Annotated in this window: 14 protein-coding genes; 5 read left to right on the forward strand and 9 right to left on the reverse strand. The window is 71.0% G+C overall.

Features of this window, described 5'->3' with window-relative positions; translation table 11 throughout:
- Positions 1-10: 10 nt before the first annotated feature.
- On the reverse strand, positions 11-1,480 hold the full coding sequence (locus AB0E02_RS26665; RefSeq protein WP_362143272.1) for an amino acid permease: 1,470 nt from the start codon (positions 1,478-1,480) through the stop codon (positions 11-13).
- Positions 1,481-2,329: 849 nt separating this feature from the next.
- Between AB0E02_RS26665 and AB0E02_RS26670 the strand changes: the two genes are divergently transcribed.
- The gene (locus tag AB0E02_RS26670) at positions 2,330-3,085 is read left to right on the forward strand and encodes a MerR family transcriptional regulator (protein WP_362143273.1); all 756 of its coding nucleotides are present in this window, start codon (positions 2,330-2,332) and stop codon (positions 3,083-3,085) included.
- Between the two features lie 509 nt (positions 3,086-3,594).
- Here the strand turns inward: AB0E02_RS26670 and AB0E02_RS26675 are convergent.
- From AB0E02_RS26675 to AB0E02_RS26700, 6 genes are all read right to left on the reverse strand, one after another.
- Entirely contained in the window at positions 3,595-5,799 is a 2,205-nt protein-coding gene (locus AB0E02_RS26675; protein ID WP_362143275.1) for a 3-hydroxyacyl-CoA dehydrogenase NAD-binding domain-containing protein, read from the reverse strand.
- Positions 5,800-5,832: 33 nt separating this feature from the next.
- The gene (locus tag AB0E02_RS26680; protein ID WP_362143277.1) at positions 5,833-7,047 is read right to left on the reverse strand and encodes an acetyl-CoA C-acetyltransferase; all 1,215 of its coding nucleotides are present in this window, start codon (positions 7,045-7,047) and stop codon (positions 5,833-5,835) included.
- A gap of 22 nt (positions 7,048-7,069) precedes the next feature.
- A complete protein-coding gene (locus AB0E02_RS26685; RefSeq protein ID WP_362143337.1) occupies positions 7,070-8,212 on the reverse strand; it encodes an acyl-CoA dehydrogenase family protein in 1,143 nt (380 codons plus the stop codon).
- 27 nt (positions 8,213-8,239) lie between these two features.
- Positions 8,240-8,374: a hypothetical protein gene (locus tag AB0E02_RS26690; protein WP_362143279.1), complete on the reverse strand. Its 135-nt coding sequence runs from the start codon at positions 8,372-8,374 to the stop codon at positions 8,240-8,242.
- Positions 8,374-9,555 (reverse strand): CaiB/BaiF CoA-transferase family protein, encoded by a 1,182-nt coding sequence (locus AB0E02_RS26695; RefSeq protein ID WP_362143280.1) that lies wholly within the window; start codon positions 9,553-9,555, stop codon positions 8,374-8,376. Before AB0E02_RS26695 ends, AB0E02_RS26690 begins: the two co-directional genes overlap by 1 nt.
- A gap of 177 nt (positions 9,556-9,732) precedes the next feature.
- On the reverse strand, positions 9,733-10,113 hold the full coding sequence (locus AB0E02_RS26700) for an MmcQ/YjbR family DNA-binding protein (RefSeq protein ID WP_362143282.1): 381 nt from the start codon (positions 10,111-10,113) through the stop codon (positions 9,733-9,735).
- 163 nt (positions 10,114-10,276) lie between these two features.
- Here AB0E02_RS26700 and AB0E02_RS26705 point away from each other — a divergent pair, with 163 nt between their 5' ends.
- A complete protein-coding gene (locus AB0E02_RS26705; RefSeq protein ID WP_362143284.1) occupies positions 10,277-11,017 on the forward strand; it encodes an MgtC/SapB family protein in 741 nt (246 codons plus the stop codon).
- Between the two features lie 57 nt (positions 11,018-11,074).
- Here AB0E02_RS26705 and AB0E02_RS26710 read toward each other — a convergent pair whose 3' ends face one another.
- Entirely contained in the window at positions 11,075-12,604 is a 1,530-nt protein-coding gene (locus tag AB0E02_RS26710) for a sialate:H+ symport family MFS transporter (protein WP_362143339.1), read from the reverse strand.
- A 288-nt stretch (positions 12,605-12,892) separates the two neighbouring features.
- Here AB0E02_RS26710 and AB0E02_RS26715 point away from each other — a divergent pair, with 288 nt between their 5' ends.
- A complete protein-coding gene (locus tag AB0E02_RS26715; RefSeq protein ID WP_362143286.1) occupies positions 12,893-14,083 on the forward strand; it encodes a saccharopine dehydrogenase NADP-binding domain-containing protein in 1,191 nt (396 codons plus the stop codon).
- Between the two features lie 37 nt (positions 14,084-14,120).
- On the opposite strand, the gene AB0E02_RS26720 is transcribed toward AB0E02_RS26715, so the two are convergent.
- Positions 14,121-14,825, reverse strand: a complete 705-nt coding sequence (locus tag AB0E02_RS26720; protein ID WP_362143288.1) for an endonuclease V — start codon at positions 14,823-14,825, stop codon at positions 14,121-14,123.
- Positions 14,826-14,994: 169 nt separating this feature from the next.
- Between AB0E02_RS26720 and AB0E02_RS26725 the strand changes: the two genes are divergently transcribed.
- Both AB0E02_RS26725 and AB0E02_RS26730 read left to right on the forward strand, forming a co-directional pair.
- Entirely contained in the window at positions 14,995-16,416 is a 1,422-nt protein-coding gene (locus tag AB0E02_RS26725; protein WP_362143289.1) for an amidase, read from the forward strand.
- Positions 16,417-16,450: 34 nt separating this feature from the next.
- Complete coding sequence (locus AB0E02_RS26730; RefSeq protein ID WP_362143291.1) at positions 16,451-16,750, forward strand: YciI family protein; 300 nt, start codon at positions 16,451-16,453, stop codon at positions 16,748-16,750.
- Positions 16,751-16,823: the final 73 nt, after the last annotated feature.

Raw genomic sequence — 16,823 nt, forward strand, 5'->3', positions numbered from 1 at the left:
GGGTGCGCGACTACTCGGCCGCTTGCAGCTCCTCGCGTTCCTTGGCGATCCGGGCCACCCGGCCGCGGACCCCGAACCAGCCGGCGACCAGCGCGGCGGCGAGGACCGGGATCAGCAGCACGGTCTTGCGGCCGACACCGTCGTCGAACCACATCAGCACGATGACGCCGAGCAGGAAGACGATGGTGGCGATGTCCGTGACCGGGGTACCCGGCAGCCGGAACTTCGGCCGCTCCAGCGCCCCCTCCTTCGTGCGGCGCACGAAGACCATGTGGCAGACCATGATCGTGCACCAGGTGCTGATGATGCCCAGCGCCGCGATGTTCAGCACGATCTCGAACGCCTCACCCGGGAGCCAGTAGTTCAGCCCGACACCGAGCACGCACACCGCGGAGGTGAGCATGATGCCGCCGTACGGAACCTGGTTGCGGTTCATCCGGCCGGCGAACTTGGGCGCGGAGCCGGCCATCGACATGGAGCGCAGGATCCGGCCGGTCGAGTACAGACCGGAGTTCAGGCTGGACATGGCCGCGGTCAGCACGACGAGGTTCATCACGTCGCCGGCCGCCGGGACACCGACGTTGGAGAGCACCGTGACGAACGGGCTCTGGCCGGCGGTGTACTTGTTCCACGGCAGCAGCATCGCCAGCAGGATCACCGAGCCGACGTAGAAGACGCCCACCCGCCACATGATGGAGTTGACGGCCTTCGGCACGACCTTCTGCGGCTCACCGGTCTCACCGGCGGTGACGCCGACCAGCTCGACCGCCGAGTAGGCGAAGACCACGCCCTGGAGCACGATCACCACGGGCAGCAGACCGGTCGGGAAGATTCCACCGTGGTCGGTGATCAGGTTCAGGCCCGGCTCGTGGCCGCCGACCGGGTGGTGGGAGGCCAGCAGGAAGATGCCGATGAACATGAACACGACCAGCGCGGCGACCTTGATGATCGCGAACCAGAACTCCAGCTCACCGAAGATCTTCACGGAGATCAGGTTCACCGTCAGCACGACCGCCAGCGCGATCAGCGCCATCACCCACTGCGGGATGTCGGTGAACAGGCTCCAGTAGTGCGTGTAGAGCGCGATCGCGGTGATGTCGGCGATACCGGTCGTCGACCAGTTCACGACGTACATCCAGCCGGCGACGTAGGCGCCCTTCTCCCCCAGGAACTCACGGGCGTAGGAGACGAACGACCCGGACGAGGGGCGGTGCAGCACCAGCTCGCCGAGGGCGCGCACGACGAAGAAGGCGAAGAGGCCGCAGACCGCGTACGCGACGGCCAGCGCGGGACCGGCGGAGTGCAGCCGGCCGCCGGCGCCCAGGAACAGGCCGGTGCCGATCGCGCCGCCGATGGCGATCATGTTGATGTGCCGGCCCTTGAGGCCCTTGCTGTACCCCGCGTCGCCCGCGTCCTGCTGCGCGCCGCTCCCCCCGTCAGGTGACCTGTGGGCTGTCTCGGTGACGGTTTCTGTGCTCACTGCTGGTGCATCTCGCTTTCGGGCAGGCGCTTGAGCCACGACCGGATCCCGCGGATCGCGCGGACGGCCGACGGCACACCTTCCCCGAAGACCGCCCCTCCGTCTGTGGGCAAGGTCACAGCGTGTATAGGCCATCCAAGATTTGTCCCTATTTGGCGCGAAATTTCCGGCGACACATTTTCAAAGACCGGGCGAGTTCGCCCGTTTCCGGCCCCCTTTCCCCGCCCAGCCACCCAAACTTCTTGACCTGTTCCAGTCGGTTTCCACTCGCTTCAGGCACACATTCGCCCCCACGACGGCCCGCTCGACCTCCGTCCGCCCCCCTCGGGGTGCCCGACCAGCTCGACGGGGCGCCCTCGATCCCGTGGCGCGCTGCCCGCGCTCCCGCTCCGGCGCCCGCCCCAGCGCGGCCCACGCGGGCGCCGGCTACGGGTCCATTGATCAGTGCGAAGCACTCGCCACCCCACCAGCCGGCCGAAACCGGCCGCCGCCAGCTCGCCGGACGACCGCTCCCCGGGCTCCGGCCACGCGATATGGGCCGGACGGCCTCCCCGTCACCTCGCCCGCCGCCCTGCGCTCCTCCGCGAGCCGCACCAGCGCCGCACGCACGATGCCGCAGCTTCGCCCGACCCATGGGCCCGCGGACCGCCGAAAAACTCCGCGAAGAACTCCGCTGGATGCAGCTCGCGGGGTGGCCAGCCCGCGACAGGGGGGCAGCAAAGATGCGCCGGAAGATCCGGCAGCTCCCAGAAGGCGCCCCGCAGAAGGAGCCCACCAGGCTTCCCTTCCCCGACGCCAGAAGGTTCCTCAAGGTTTCTCAAGAGTGGTGAGACAGCAATACTGTTGAACATGGAGTCCGCCACCGATCTGACGGTCGACGAACTGGCCGCCCGCGCCGGCGTCACCGTCCGCACGATCCGCTTCTACAGCACCCGCGGTCTGCTGCCGCCGCCGGAGATCGGCCCCCGCCGGGTCGGCCGCTACGGCCCGGACCACCTCTCGCGGCTTGCCCTCATCGAGGAACTCCAGCATCAGGGCCTCACCCTGTCGGCCATCGAGCGCTACCTGGAGCAGCTGCCGCCCGACCTGAGCGCCCAGGACCTGGCCATCCACCGTGCACTGGTGGCGAGTTGGGCCCCGGACAAGGCCGAGGACGCCACCCGTGACCAGTTGGAGCGGCGGGTCGGCCGGGGGCTGACCGAGGAGGACCTGGACCGGCTGGCGGCCATGGGCGTGCTCGTACGAACCGAGGACCCGCAGGTCTTCCGCGTCGACCCCGGGCTGCTGCACCTGGGTGCGCGCCTGCTGGACGTACCGATCGCGCTGGAGACCATCCTCGCGGCGCGCACCGTCGTCATCGAGCACACCCGCTCGGCGGCCCGCGAGCTGAGCCGGCTGTTCAAGGACGAGGTCTGGGGGCCGCACCGGGAGGGTGGGCCTGACGCGGAGGAGAGGGCGCGGATGAAGTCACTCTCGGCCCACATGCAGCCGATGGTGGTCCAGGCACTGGTCACCGCCTTCCAGCGCTCGATGAAGCAGGAACTGCGGGAGTGGTTCGGTACGGAAGGCGCTCCGGACCGGAGGGACGGCGCCCCGGAGGAGTGAGCCCGAGCCCCTGAGGAGGAACGAGGAGGGCGGAGCCCGCAGGAGCCACCCGCGGGAGCCACCCGCGGGAGCCACCCGCGGGAGCCCGGGGCCCGCAGGGGCGAGCGGGTGTGGTGGCCCGCGGGAAGCGAGCGGTCGGGCGGGAAGCCAGCGGTAGGCGGTGGAGCGCGCGCTGACTCGTCCGCCCTACTCCCTGTCCTACTCCCTGCCCTGCGCCCTAGACGTCGCCCTCCCGGTGCCTTGTGTGCCGCCCCTTCATACTTACGGCAACGATTACGGAGAGTCATTAGTTCCCGCGTTCGCTACTTTCTGTAGTCAAGGGGGGGCACTAAAAGAACAAGCGGTAGGGCGGAGAACAGGCGAGGACACGTGAGGACACGTGAGGACAGGTGAGGGCAGGCAAGGAGGCAAGGAGGGCGGGCTAGGGCAGTCAGCATCCGCGCCCGCCCTGCCCCCAACCTCGCCCCCCCCCGCCCGGCCCGCCCCGGCCCCGCCCGGCCCCCGGCCCGTCAGTCGGTGAGCTTCTCGCCTCTTTCGGCCTTTTCCACCAGCAGGGCGGGGGGCGCGAAGCGGTCGCCGTAGGCCGTCTGGAGTTCCCGGGCGCGGGTGACGAAGCCGGGGAGGCCGACGAGGTCCTCGCGGCCCGGGCCGCCCTGGTAGCCGTTGATGTACTGGATCACGCCGCCGGTCCATCCCGGGAAGCCGATGCCGAAGATGGAGCCGATGTTGGCGTCGGCGACCGAGGTGAGGACGCCCTCCTCGAAGCAGCGGACGGTGTCCAGCGCCTCGGAGAAGAGCATGCGTTCCTGCATGTCGATGAAGGGGATCTCGGCGCCTTCGCGGGCGCAGTGCTCGCGCAGGCCCGGCCACAGACCGGCGCGCCGGCCGTCCTCGCCGTATTCGTAGAAACCGGCTCCCCCGCTCCGGCCGGGGCGGCCGAACTCGTCGACCATCCGGTCGATGACCTCGTCCGCCGGGTGCGGCTGCCAGGTGGCGCCGGCCTCCTCGGCGGCCCGTCGGGTCTCCTCGCGGATCTTGCGCGGCAGCGTCAGGGTCAGTTCGTCCATCAGGGACAGCACCTTGGCGGGGTAGCCGGCCTGGGCGGCGGCCTGTTCGACGGAGGCCGGCTCCAGGCCCTCCCCGATCATCGCCACGCCCTCGTTGATGAACTGGCCGATGACGCGGGAGGTGAAGAAGCCCCGCGAGTCATTGACCACGATCGGCGTCTTCTTGATCTGGCGGACCAGGTCGAAGGCGCGGGCCAGTGCCTCGTCGCCGGTCCGCTCGCCCTTGATGATCTCGACCAGCGGCATCTTGTCGACCGGTGAGAAGAAGTGCAGCCCGATGAAGTCCTGGTCCCGCTCGACGCCTTCGGCCAGCAGCGTGATGGGGAGCGTGGAGGTGTTGGAGCACAGCAGGGCGTCGGGCGCGACGATGTGCTGGATCTCCTTGAACACCTTGTGCTTGAGGGCGATGTCCTCGAAGACCGCCTCGATGACGGCGTCGCAGCCCGCGAGGTCGGTGGGCTCGGCGGTGGGCGTGATCCGGGCGAGCAGTTCGTCGCGCTTCTGCTCGGTGGTACGGCCCCGGGAGAGCGCCTTGTCGAGCAGGCCCTCCGAGTACGCCTTGCCCTTCTGCGCCGCCTCCAGGGTGACGTCCTTGAGGACGACCTGGATGCCTGCCTTGGCGCAGGCGTAGGCGATTCCGGCGCCCATCATGCCGGCGCCGAGCACGGCGACCTTCTCGACGGTGCGGGGTTCGATGCCCTTGGGGCGGTTGGCGCCGGAGTTGACGGCCTGGAGGTCGAAGAAGAAGGCCTGGATCATGTTCTTGGAGATCTGGCCGGTGACCAGCTCGACGAAGTACCGCGCCTCGATGGTCTGCGCGGTCTCGAAGTCGACCTGGGAGCCTTCGACGGCCGCGGCGAGGATGTTGCGCGGGGCCGGGTACGGCGCGCCGTTGAGCTGCTTCTTGAGGTTGGCGGGGAACGCCGGGAGGTTGGCCGCGAACTTCGGCTGGGCGGGGGTGCCGCCGGGGATGCGGTAGCCCTTGGCGTCCCAGGGCTGCTGGGACTCGGGGTGTTCGTCGATGAAGGCGCGGGCCTTGGTGAGGAGTTCGTCGGGGCTGGCGGCGACGTCGTGGATCAGTCCGGCGTCCTTGGCGCGGGTGGCGTTGTACTGGGTGCCCTGGAGCAGCACCTTCAGCAGGGCGTCGGCGATGCCGAGCAGTCGTACGGTGCGGGTGACGCCGCCGGCGGCGGGCAGCAGGCCGAGGGTGACCTCGGGCAGGCCGATCTTGGTGGCGGGCGTGTCGAGGGCGATGCGGTGGTGGCAGGCCAGCGCGATCTCGTAACCGCCGCCCAGCGCCGCGCCGTTGATGGCGGCGACGACGGGCTTGCCGAGTGTCTCCAGGCGGCGCAGATCGCGCTTGATGCCCAGGCCGGACTCGAAGGCCTGCTGGGCCTGGGCGGGGGTGACGGCGATCAGGTCGCGGAGGTCTCCGCCGGCGAAGAAGGTCTTCTTGGCGGAGGTGATGATGATGCCGCGGATGCTGTCCTTCTCGGCCTCCAGGCGGTCGACGACCGCGGTGAGGGAGGTCTTGAAGGCGTTGTTCATGGTGTTGGCGGACTGGTCGGGGTCGTCGAGGACCAGGGTGACGACGCCGGTCTCGTCCTTTTCCCAGCGGATGGTCGACAAAGCTGCGGGTTCACTCATGGTGCGTACTCCGTGGTGGGTGGGACGAGGGGGTCAGAGGCGCTCGATGACGGTGGCGATGCCCATGCCGCCGCCGACGCAGAGGGTGGCCAGGCCGTAGCGCTTGTCCTGTCGTTCGAGTTCGTCGACGAGGGTGCCGAGGATCATGGCGCCGGTCGCGCCGAGGGGGTGGCCCAGGGCGATGGCGCCGCCGTTGACGTTGACCTTGTCGAGGCTGAGGCCCATGTCCTTGACGAAGCGGAGGACGACGGCGGCGAAGGCTTCGTTGATCTCGACCAGGTCGATGTCGTCGATGGTCAGGCCGGCCTTGGCGAGCGCCTTGCGGCTGGCGGGGGCGGGGCCGGTGAGCATGATCGTCGGTTCGGAGCCGGAGACCGCGGCGGAGAGGACCCGGGCCCTGGGGGTGAGGCCGTAGCGTTCGCCGACCTCCTTGTTGCCGATGGCGACGAGGGCGGCGCCGTCGACGATGCCGGAGGAGTTGCCGGCGTGGTGGACGTGGTCGATCTTCTCGACCCAGTGGTATTTCTGCAGGGCGACCGCGTCGAATCCGCCGGCGTCCCCGATGGTGGCGAAGGACGGTTTGAGGGCGGCGAGGGAGTCGGCGGTGGTGCCGGGGCGCATGTGCTCGTCGTGGTCGAGGACGGTGAGGCCGTTGCGGTCGCGCACGGGGACGACGGACCGGTCGAAGCGGCCGTCCTTCCATGCGGCGGCGGCCCGCTCCTGGGACAGCGCGGCGAATTCGTCGACGTCGCGCCGGCTGTAGCCCTCGATGGTGGCGATGAGGTCGGCGCCGATGCCCTGGGGGACGAAGCCGGTGTCGAAGTTGGTCATCGGGTCGGCGAACCAGGCGCCGCCGTCGGAGGCCATCGGGACCCGCGACATGGATTCGACGCCGCCGGCGAGGACCAGGTCTTCCCAGCCGGAACGGACCTTGGCGGCGGCCATGTTGACGGCTTCGAGGCCGGAGGCACAGAAGCGGTTCTCCTGGACGCCGGCGACGGTGTCGGGCAGGCCGGCGGCGATCGCGGCGATCCGGGCGATGTCGGAGCCCTGGTCGCCGACGGGGCCGACGACGCCGAGGACGATGTCGTCGATCGCGGCCGGGTCGAGGCCGGGGAAGCGTCGGCGTACTTCGTGGATCAGGCCGACGACCAGGTCGATCGGCTTGGTGCCGTGCAGCGCGCCGTTGGCCTTGCCGCGGCCGCGGGGGGTGCGGATCGCGTCGTATACGTACGCTTCGGAACTCACTGGTAAGCCTTTCCGGGGAGGGTTAGCCGAGCAGGGAGCGGCCGATGATCTCCTTCATGATCTCGGTCGTCCCGCCGTAGATGGTCTGGATGCGGCCGTCGGTGAAGCCCTTGGCGACGCGGTATTCGGTCATGTAGCCGTAGCCGCCGTGGAGTTGGAGGCAGCGGTCGGCGACGCGCTTCTGGAGTTCGGTGGCCCACCACTTGGCCATGGAGGCGTGTACGGCGTCGAGGGTGCCGTCGGAGTGGTCGGCGATGCAGCGGTCGAGGAAGGTTCGGGTGACGGCGCATTCGGTGGCCATTTCGGCGATCTCGAAGCGGATGTGCTGGAGCTTGGACAGCGGCCGTCCGAAGGCCTCGCGTTCCTTGACGTATTGGGTGGTGATCTCCAGGAGGTGCTCGGCGGCGGCGATGCCGGCGACGGCTATGCCCATGCGTTCCTGTGCGAGGTTGGTCATGAGGTGGACGAAGGCGCCGTTGAGCTGGCCGAGGAGGTTCTCCTTGGGGACGCGTACGTCGTGGAAGAACAGTTCGGCGGTGTCCTGGGATTTCTGTCCGATCTTGTCGAGGTTGCGGCCGCGTTCGAAGCCGGCTGTGCCGCGTTCGACGACGAGCAGCGACAGGCCGTGTGCGCCGCCCTCGGGTGTGGTCCTGGCGACGACGATGACGAGGTCGGCGAGGATGCCGTTGGAGATGAACGTCTTGGAGCCGTTCAGCAGCCAGTGGTCGCCCTTGTCCTCGGCGGTGGTGCGGATGCCCTGGAGGTCGGAGCCGGCGCCCGGTTCGGTCATGGCGATGGCGGTGATGATCTCGCCGGTGCAGAAGCCGGGGAGCCAGCGCCGTTTCTGTTCGTCGGTGGCGAGGGTGGTCAGGTAGGGGCCGATGATGTCGTTGTGCAGGCCCAGGGCGAGTCCGGGGGCGCCGGCGCGGGTGAACTCCTCGGCGAGGACGGCGCTGTAGCGGAAGTCGGGGTTGCCTCCGCCGCCGTACTCCTCGGGCACCGCCATTCCCAGCAGGCCCTGTCTGCCGGCCGCGCGCCAGGCGTCGCGGCTGACGATGCCGTCCTTCTCCCATTGGTCGTAGTGGGGCGTCACCTCCTTGGCGAGGAAGGTGCGGACGGTTTCCCGGAAGGCCTCGTGGTCCTCGGTGAAGATCTGGCGCGGCAGCTGGGCGGTCATCTCGGCGGGCCCTCCTCAGAGCCGGTTCTTGACGGTCTTGGTGGGCTCGGCGGCCCGGGTGGCAACCGGGACGGCCGGTTCAGGGGCGACGGTGTACTCGGTGGCCCGGGACGGGTCGGCCGGGTGGCGGAGTGTGGTGGTGAGTTTCATCAGGGGGCCGCGTCCTTGTGCTCGGTGCGGTCCGGGGTGCCGGTGGGGCGTTCGGTGGGCGGGGTGCGGAGGCTGGGGGCCTGCCAGTCGCGGGCGATGTCCTCGGTGTCCGCGCCGGGCCGGGCGGGTGGTGTGCGGACGGCGCCCGGGGTGTGCGAGAAGCGGGGTGCGGGGGCCGGCTGGGTGATGCCGCTGTGGTCGACGAAGGTGCCGCGGGCGGCGAGGTGCGGGTGGTGCGGTGCCTCGCGCAGGGAGAGTACCGGCGCGACGCAGGCGTCGGAGTGCTGGAAGACGGTGGTCCATTCGTCCCTGGTGCGGGTCTTGAAGCGGGCCGCGATCGCGGTGCGCAGTTCGTCCCAGGCGGCGAGGTCGTCCCGTGCCGGGGCTTCGTCCTCGATGCCCAGCAGCCGGACGAATTCGCCGTAGAAGCGCTTCTCCAGGGCGCCGACGGCCATGTACGCGCCGTCGGCGGTCTCGTAGGTGCCGTAGAACGGTGTCCCGCCGTCCAGCAGGTTGGCGCCGCGCCGGTCCTGCCAGCCGCCGGCCGCCAGCATGCCGTGGATCATCGCCGTCAGATGGGCGGTGCCGTCGACGATGGCGGCGTCCACGACCTGGCCCCGGCCGCCTTCGGCGCGGGCGTGCTGGAGTGCGGCGAGGACGCCGATGACGAGGTAGAGGGAGCCGCCGGCGTAGTCGCCGAGGAGGTTGGCGGGGAGGGCGGGCGGACCGTCGGGCGGGCCGATCATTCCGAGGGCGCCGGTGATGGCGATGTAGCCGATGTCGTGTCCTGCGGTGTCGGCGAGCGGGCCCTGCTGGCCCCAGCCGGTCATCCGGCCGTAGACCAGCTTGGGGTTGCGCGCCAGGCACTCCTCGGGGCCGACGCCGAGCCGCTCGGCCACGCCGGGGCGGTAGCCCTCCAGCAGTACGTCGGCGCGTTCGGCCAGGTCGAGGACCTGGCCGACGCCCCGGGGAGTCTTCAGGTCCACCAGCACGGAGCGCTTGTTCCGGTTGGTGATGTCGTAGGCCGGGTCGATGGCCAGTCCGGCTCCGCCGGGCCGGTCGACGCGGACGACGTCGGCGCCGAGGTCGGCCAGCAGCATGGCCGCGAACGGCCCCGGGCCGATGCCCGCGAGCTCGACGACCCGTACGCCGTGCAGCGGGCCGTTGCCTGACTTCGTCATCGCGCCCCATGCCCTTCCGCACTGTGACACTTCTGATGTAACACTCGTGATGTTAAGAACGTGTTCCACTTTCCACAAGCCCCCCTCTACCAAGTGGTGACCACGCGGAAAGGCCCGTGCCGACGAGGTTCAACTGCCCTCGCCGCCACGGGCCTTTGCGCGCCTGCTGCTGCGCCGCTATCCCCCGTCGAGCTCGGCGATGAGCTTCTTGGGGGCTATGACGCGGTACGACTCCTCCGCCCAGTCGCAGAGCAGCTCGGCCGGCGGCGTCCGCTGCTCGTCGAGCGGGATCCGCACCCAGCCGGCCTTGCCCAGGCCGTAGCCCGCCGGCTCGGCGCCGGGCGAGCTCAGGGCGTGGGCATGCGCCTCGGGGTCCGTCAGCTTGACCGTGACGCCCGGCGGATGGCTACCTTCATCGACGCCGAGGAAGACGAAGACCTTCTTGTTCACCTTGATGACGCTCTCGCCCCACGGAAATTCCTCCACGGCCCCGGGCAGGCCGAGCGCGAACGCCCGTACCCGCTCCCGGACCGCCACCGGACCCGCCGCCTTCGTCATGAGCTCCTCCACATCCGTTCCCCCGTACGGCACCACTTGCGGCGCCGCCCCGGCGCCGTGCGTCTCGCGCACGGGCCGGCCGACGCATCCCACGCTAACCGCGGGCACTGACAACGGCCCGCGCAGCGCCGGTCGCCCGGCCGTCAGAGGGACAATTACCGCCATGTCTGCTCCACAACTCGCCGCCGCACTGTTCGACTTCCACGCCGGTCAGGGACTGCGCCAGTTCACCGAACTGGCCCTGGCGCTGCTGCTGTCCTCGCTGATCGGCCTCGAACGGGAGGCCCGGCAGAAGAGCGCCGGACTGCGCACCCACACGCTGGTCGGCGTGGGGAGCGCGCTGTTCATGGAGGTGTCGATCCACGGCTTCGGGGCGCTGCTGGGCGCCGACGGCGTGGCGCTCGACCCGTCGCGCGTCGCCGCCCAGGTCGTTTCGGGCATCGGGTTCATCGGCGGCGGCCTGATCTTCGTGCGGAAGGATGCCGTCCGCGGCCTGACGACGGCCGCCACCATCTGGCTGACCTGCGCCATCGGCATGGCGTGCGGCGGTGGGCTGCCGTGGCTGGCGATCGGCGCGACCGCGGTGCACTTCCTCGTCGTCCGCGGCTTCACGAAGATCTCCGACCTGATCGCGAAGGAGCCCTCCCTCACCCGGGTCGATCTGCGCATCGCCTACCGCACGCAACACGGCCTGCTGGGGCGGATGTTGGAGATGTGCACCGGCCGGGGGTTCCGGGTGACGGATGTCCAGGTGGAGACCGGGGTGGACGAGGAGCGGTTCGTGGCCGAGGTGCTGCTCCGTCTGGAGGGCGCCGCCGCGGCCCACCCTCTGGTGGAGGCGCTGTCCGAGCTGGAGGGGGTGCGCGGGGTGACGCTGGGACGGCAGGACGACCGTACGGAGTGACAGGACCGCCGTACGGGGTGAAGAGGCCGCGGCGGTCCGGTACGGGGCGAGCCCGGTTCAGCGCGGCGTCTCCCCGGTGGCCGGACGTGGCAATGCGCCCCCGGGGAGGCCTGCACCGGCATCGGGCTCCGGTACGAGGTGATCGTCGGGCGCCTGACGGTCGAGCAGTCTCGCCAGGCGATGCGGCACATTGCCGCCCACCAGGAGGACGACGAGCAGCGTCAGTCCGAAGGTGAGCACGGCGAGCGCGCGCCCCAGGGGCATGCCTTCGGCCAGATGGGCTCCGAGGACGGGCGCCACCGCGCCGCCCAGGGCACCGACGTTGTAGACGAAGCCCAAGGAGGCGGCGCGGGTCGCGGTCGGGAAGTGACCGGCAAGGTATTTCGGCAGGATGCCGGAGATGCCCTGGCTGAGCGCGAGCAGCCCGAAGACCAGCACGCCGAGGAGGGGCAGGTTGTCGCGCACGGCGAAGACCGGGAAGACGAAGGCGAGCGAGGCCAGCAGGGTGCAGGCGTAGGCGCGCCGGGTCCCGAACCGGTCGCCGGTGTAGCCCGCGAGCCAGCATCCCGCCATGGCGCCGAAGCCCGCGTAGAACATCACGTCGGTGACCTGTCCGGGCGCGTAGCCGAGGTCGGTCTTGAGGTAGGTCGGCAGCAGGGCCTGGACGGGCCAGCTGTAGAGGAAGGCGCAGAACACGGTGGCCATCAGGGAGACGTACAGCAGCCATCCGCGGCGGCCACCGAGTTGCACGGCGAAGGCGACCAGGCACAGGGCCGCGACCCCGGACAGCCAGGGGACGTACCCCGCTCCTACGGGCGTGAAGACGCAGTACAGGGCGGCCGAGGCGATCGCGGCCAGGACGGCGTTGGGCCAGCGGCGGCGGCCGGTGAACAACGGCCGGAACGGATGCGGACGTTCCCCTTCGGGCCCGCTACCGGACGCGCCGATCTCCCGCTGCCAGTCCCCGGCCTCCGGCAGCGATCTGCGCACCCAGAGGGCGACGAGGACGGGCAGTACTCCGATCCAGAACATCCAGCGCCAGCCCCAGTGGGGCACCACCCACTTGTAGAGCTCGGCCGCGACGACGGTGCCGCCCGCGTACCCGGAGATCAGGAATCCGGACGCCCGGTTGCGCCACCGGGCGGGCCAGGTTTCCAGCACGTAGGTCGCACTGGCGCTGTACTCCCCCGCCATGCCCAGCCCGATCGCCAGTCGGGCGGCGAACAGGCTGCTGTACCCCCAGGCGAAGCCGCAGGCGAAGGTACCGAGCGAGTAGAGCAGGATGCTGGCGACCATGGCGGTCCTGCGGCCGTAGCGGTCACCCAGCGCGCCGAGGAGCGCGCCGCCCAGCCACCGGGTGATGAACGCACCGGAGATCAGCGAGGCGGCGGTGGCGGTGCTCAGGTGGAACTCGTCGGCGATCTCGGTCAGCACCAGGGTGATGAGGACGAAGTCGAAGCCGTCGAGGAGATAGCCGATCCAGGCGGCGAACATCGCCTTCCACTGCCGTGGCGTGACCTCGTGGTACCAGCGCCGTGTTCCCTGAAGGCCGGGTCCGGTTCGGCGGTCGTCCTGGTGGTCGTCCACGGGGCGCGTCGTCACGGCAAACCGGCCTCCTTCTGGAGTCGGCAACGACGGTACGGCGGAGAAACGACGGTACGGGCAGAGAGATGGGACGTCCTACGTCGTCGCGCTCACGGTGAATGTGTCCCGGCCACCCCGCCCTGTCAAGGGCGCACGTTCACCCCCTCGCCTCATGGCGCTTCCCGTCGCCCCGGCCCCAACCGGGATGGCTCAGGCCCTCGTTGACGGGACGACGGCGACTGCCTAGGGTCCGAACACCAGCTCACCAGGGCGGTCGAGAGGACGCGCAGCATGCAACGGCAGAACACCGAGGGACGGGCCCACGACCTCGTCCTCTACGGGGCGACCGGCTTCGCCGGCGCCCTCACCGCCGCCTATCTGGCCGAGCACGCGCCCCGGGACTGCCGCTGGGCGCTGGCCGGTCGTAACCTCTCCAAACTGGAGCGTCTGCGGGACCGCCTGGCCGAGATCAACCCGGCGTGCGGCGATCTGCCGCTGTTGCGGGCCGAGAGCGACGACCGGGACGCCCTGCACGCCCTCGCCGCGGATACCCGGGTGCTGGCGACCACGGTGGGGCCCTATCTGCTGCACGGTGAGCCGCTGGTCGCCGCGTGCGCCGCGGCCGGTACCGACTACGTCGACCTCACCGGCGAGCCGGAATTCATCGACCGCATGTTCTTGCGGCACGACGCGACGGCCCGCACCTCGGGCGCGCGCCTGATCCACGCCGCCGGCTTCGACTCCGTCCCCCACGACCTCGGCGTCCACTACACCGTGGGCCTGCTCCCCGAGGGCGTCCCGCTGCGCATCGACGGCTTCGTCCGCACCAACGCGACGTTCTCCGGTGGCACGCTGGCCTCCGCGCTGACCGTCGCCTCGCGGCCGGTCGCCATGGCACGGGCGGCCCGCGAGCGGCAACGGGCCGAGCCCCGGCCGGCCGGGCGCCGGATCCGGGCCCCGTTCGGCCCGCCCCTCAGGAGCGCGGAGACCGGCACGTGGGGCGTGCCGCTGCCGACCCTCGACCCGCAGATCATCGCCCGCTCGGCCGCCGCCCTGGACCGCTACGGGCCGGACTTCCGCTACCGCCACTACGCCGGCGTCCGGCGGCTGCCGATCGCCGTGGGCGGGGCTCTGGGGGCCGGGGCGCTGTGCGCGGCCGCGCAGGTACCGCCCGCCCGTCGGTGGTTGTCGGGCCGTCTGGAGCCGGGCCAGGGGCCGAGCGCGGAGCGGCGTGCCCGGAGCTGGTTCACGGTGCGGTTCGTCGCCTCCGGCGGCGGCAAACGCCTGATCACCGAGGTCGCGGGCGGCGACCCCGGCTATGACGAGACGGCGAAGATGCTTGCCGAGTCGGCGCTCAGCCTGGCCTTCGACGATCTGCCGCGGACCGCCGGCCAGGTGACGCCCGCGGTGGCCATGGGAGACGCGCTGACGACGCGGCTCCAGAAGGCGGGCATCACCTTCCGGGTCCTCCGGGAGGGGTAGCCGGACCGCCGCCCCACCACAACCAGGAGTTCCGGCGTCAGATTCCGGCCAGGGCGCGGCGGCACAGTGCGTCGGCGGCCCGGGTGGTCTCCGGAATCCGGTAGTCCGGCGCCAGGTGCAACGTGTGGGCGCAGGCCCGGTCGAGGCTGACCCGGTGCCCCACGGAGACGAAGACCGGTTTGACGCCCTTTTGGGTCCGCAACGCTCGTCCCACCTCCTCGTCGCCGTCCAGGAGCGGAGAAGTGGCGCCCCGCTCCGGGCCCGGAGGGTCGTACCGGAAAGTGAAGGGGTTCTTGGCGACACCGATGCTGGGGAGGCCGGTGAGCACCCCCAGGTGGCTGGCGAGCCCGAAGCGGCGCGGATGCGCCACCCCGTAGCCGTCACAGATCACCAGGTCGGGAGTACGGGCAAGACGGTCGAGCGCGGCGAGCACGGTGGGGATCTCCCGGAAGGCCAGCAGTCCCGGCACATACGGGAAGGAGACCTGGCCGACGGCGGTCGCCTCGTCGACGACGGCGCGGGTACGGGCGTCCAGCGCCACGGCGGCCGCGGCGACGACATCGCGCGCGTCGTCGTAGGCGACGTCCACGCCCACGACCGTGCCCTCGAAGCCCGGTTCCGGGCCGGGTTCGTCGAGCCGTACGTAGGGCCGCAGCCGGTCCTGGACCGTGCGGGCCTGGTCCTCGTCGGCCGGCCAGTGCCGCAGTTCCTCGTCGCAGGAGATCGTTCCGGGAGTGTCCATGATGACCGCCACGCTACCGAACGGCTGACCGGCTCGTTCGCCGGGCGGAACGGCGACCGGACGGACTGTCAGTGGCTCTCGGTACGGTGAGGAGAGTGTTCCCGGCAGCGCACGCCGCCGGCCCTCCGCCGCCCTCGACACACGTCCCTGACCCCAGCAGAGGCCCGCCATGTCCGACGCACTCCACGAGCTCGACGCCACCGACCTCGCCGCCCGGATACGCCGCCGCGAGCTGTCCGCCCGGGAGGTCGTGCAGGCTCATCTGGACCGGATCGAACAGGTCAATCCGGCCGTCAACGCCGTCGTCACGCTCGATCCCGAGGGCGCCCTGGTCGCCGCCGCCCGGGCTGACGAGCGCCTGGCCCGGGGGGCCGAGGTGCCGCCTCTGCACGGGCTGCCGATCGCCTTCAAGGACACCCACCTCACCCGCGGTATGCGCACCACGTTCGGCTCGCCGCTCTTCGCCGACCATGTGCCCGCCGAGGACGACCTGGTGGTCGACCGCCTCCAACGGGCCGGCGCCATCCGCCTCGGCAAGACCAACGTCCCCGAGTTCGCCGCCGGTTCGCACACCTTCAACCCGGTCTTCGGCACCACCCGCAATCCGTACGACACCGGCCGGTCGGCGGGCGGGAGCAGCGGCGGTGCCGCGGCGGCCCTGGCGGCGGGGCTGCAACCCCTCGCCGACGGCAGTGACATGGGTGGCTCGCTGCGCAATCCCGCGTCCTTCTGCAACGTGGTCGGGCTGCGGCCCACCCCGGGGCGGGTGCCTCCGCACCCCGGCGGCAACCTCTGGGACACCCTCGCGGTCCCGGGCCCCATGGGGCGGACCGTCGCCGACACCGCGTTGCTGCTGTCCGCGATGGCCGGTCCGGATCCGCGTTGCCCCATCAGCCTGGAGATCCCCGGCGCGGCGTTCCGGGTCCCGCTCGGCCGCGAGCTGCGCGGCCTGCGCGTCGCCTGGTCCCCGGACCTCGGCGGACACGCACCGGCCGACCCGGACGTCCTCGCCGTACTGGAGCCGCAGTTGAGCGTCCTGGAGGCGCTCGGCTGGCAGGTGGAGACGGCGTGCCCGGACCTGGCCGGGGCCGACGAGGCGTTCCGGACGCTGCGGGCGCACAGCTTCGACCTGGCGCTGGGCGTGCTGCTCGACGCCGCTCGGGAGTCCCTCAAGCCCAGCCTGGTCTGGAACATCGAGCAGGGCCGCCGGCTCACCCCGGCCGATCTCATCACCGCCACCACGGTCCGCAGCCGGCTCCACCTTGCCGCGGTGGACTTCTTCTCCCGTTACGACCTGCTGCTCGCCCCGGTCAGTCAGGTCGCACCGTTCGACGCGGAACTGGAGTACCCGACGGAGGTCGCCGGCCGCCCCACGGAGACCTATCTCGACTGGATGCGGTCGGCCTACCTGATCTCCCTGCTCGGGGTGCCCGCCCTGTCGGTTCCGGCGGGCTTCACGCCCGGTGGCCTGCCCGTGGGCCTGCAGTTCATCGGTGCGCCGAGGGCCGACCTCGCCGTATTGCAGGCCGGCCATGCCTACGAGGCCGCGACCCGCCACGGGCGACGGCGCCCCGACCTGCCCACCGGCTGAGAGCGAGGGAGTCGCCGGTGCATATATTGCCACCATGTTCGTACTGGAACTGACTTATACCGCGCCCCTCGAACGCGTCGAGGACGTCCTCAAGGAGCATGTGGCCTGGCTGCAGCAGGAGTACGCGGTCGGGCACTTCATCGCTGCCGGGCGCAAGGTCCCGCGGGACGGCGGCGTGATCCTCGCTGCCGGCGTGGACCGGGCGGCCGTGGAGGGGATCGTGGCCCGGGACCCGTTCGTCCTCGCCGGTGTGTGCACGTACCGGATCACGGAATTCGTGGCGACCACGACCGCCCCGGCCCTGGAGGCGTACCGGGAGCAGCTGCCGACCTGAGGCTGTGACTGGCGTGGCGGGCACCCGGTGGCGCGCAGAGCCGGGCGCCCCCGACCGGGCGAGTAGGCGAGTA

The organism is Streptomyces sp. NPDC048196 (genome assembly GCF_040652715.1).
GTDB lineage: Bacteria > Actinomycetota > Actinomycetes > Streptomycetales > Streptomycetaceae > Streptomyces > Streptomyces siderophoricus.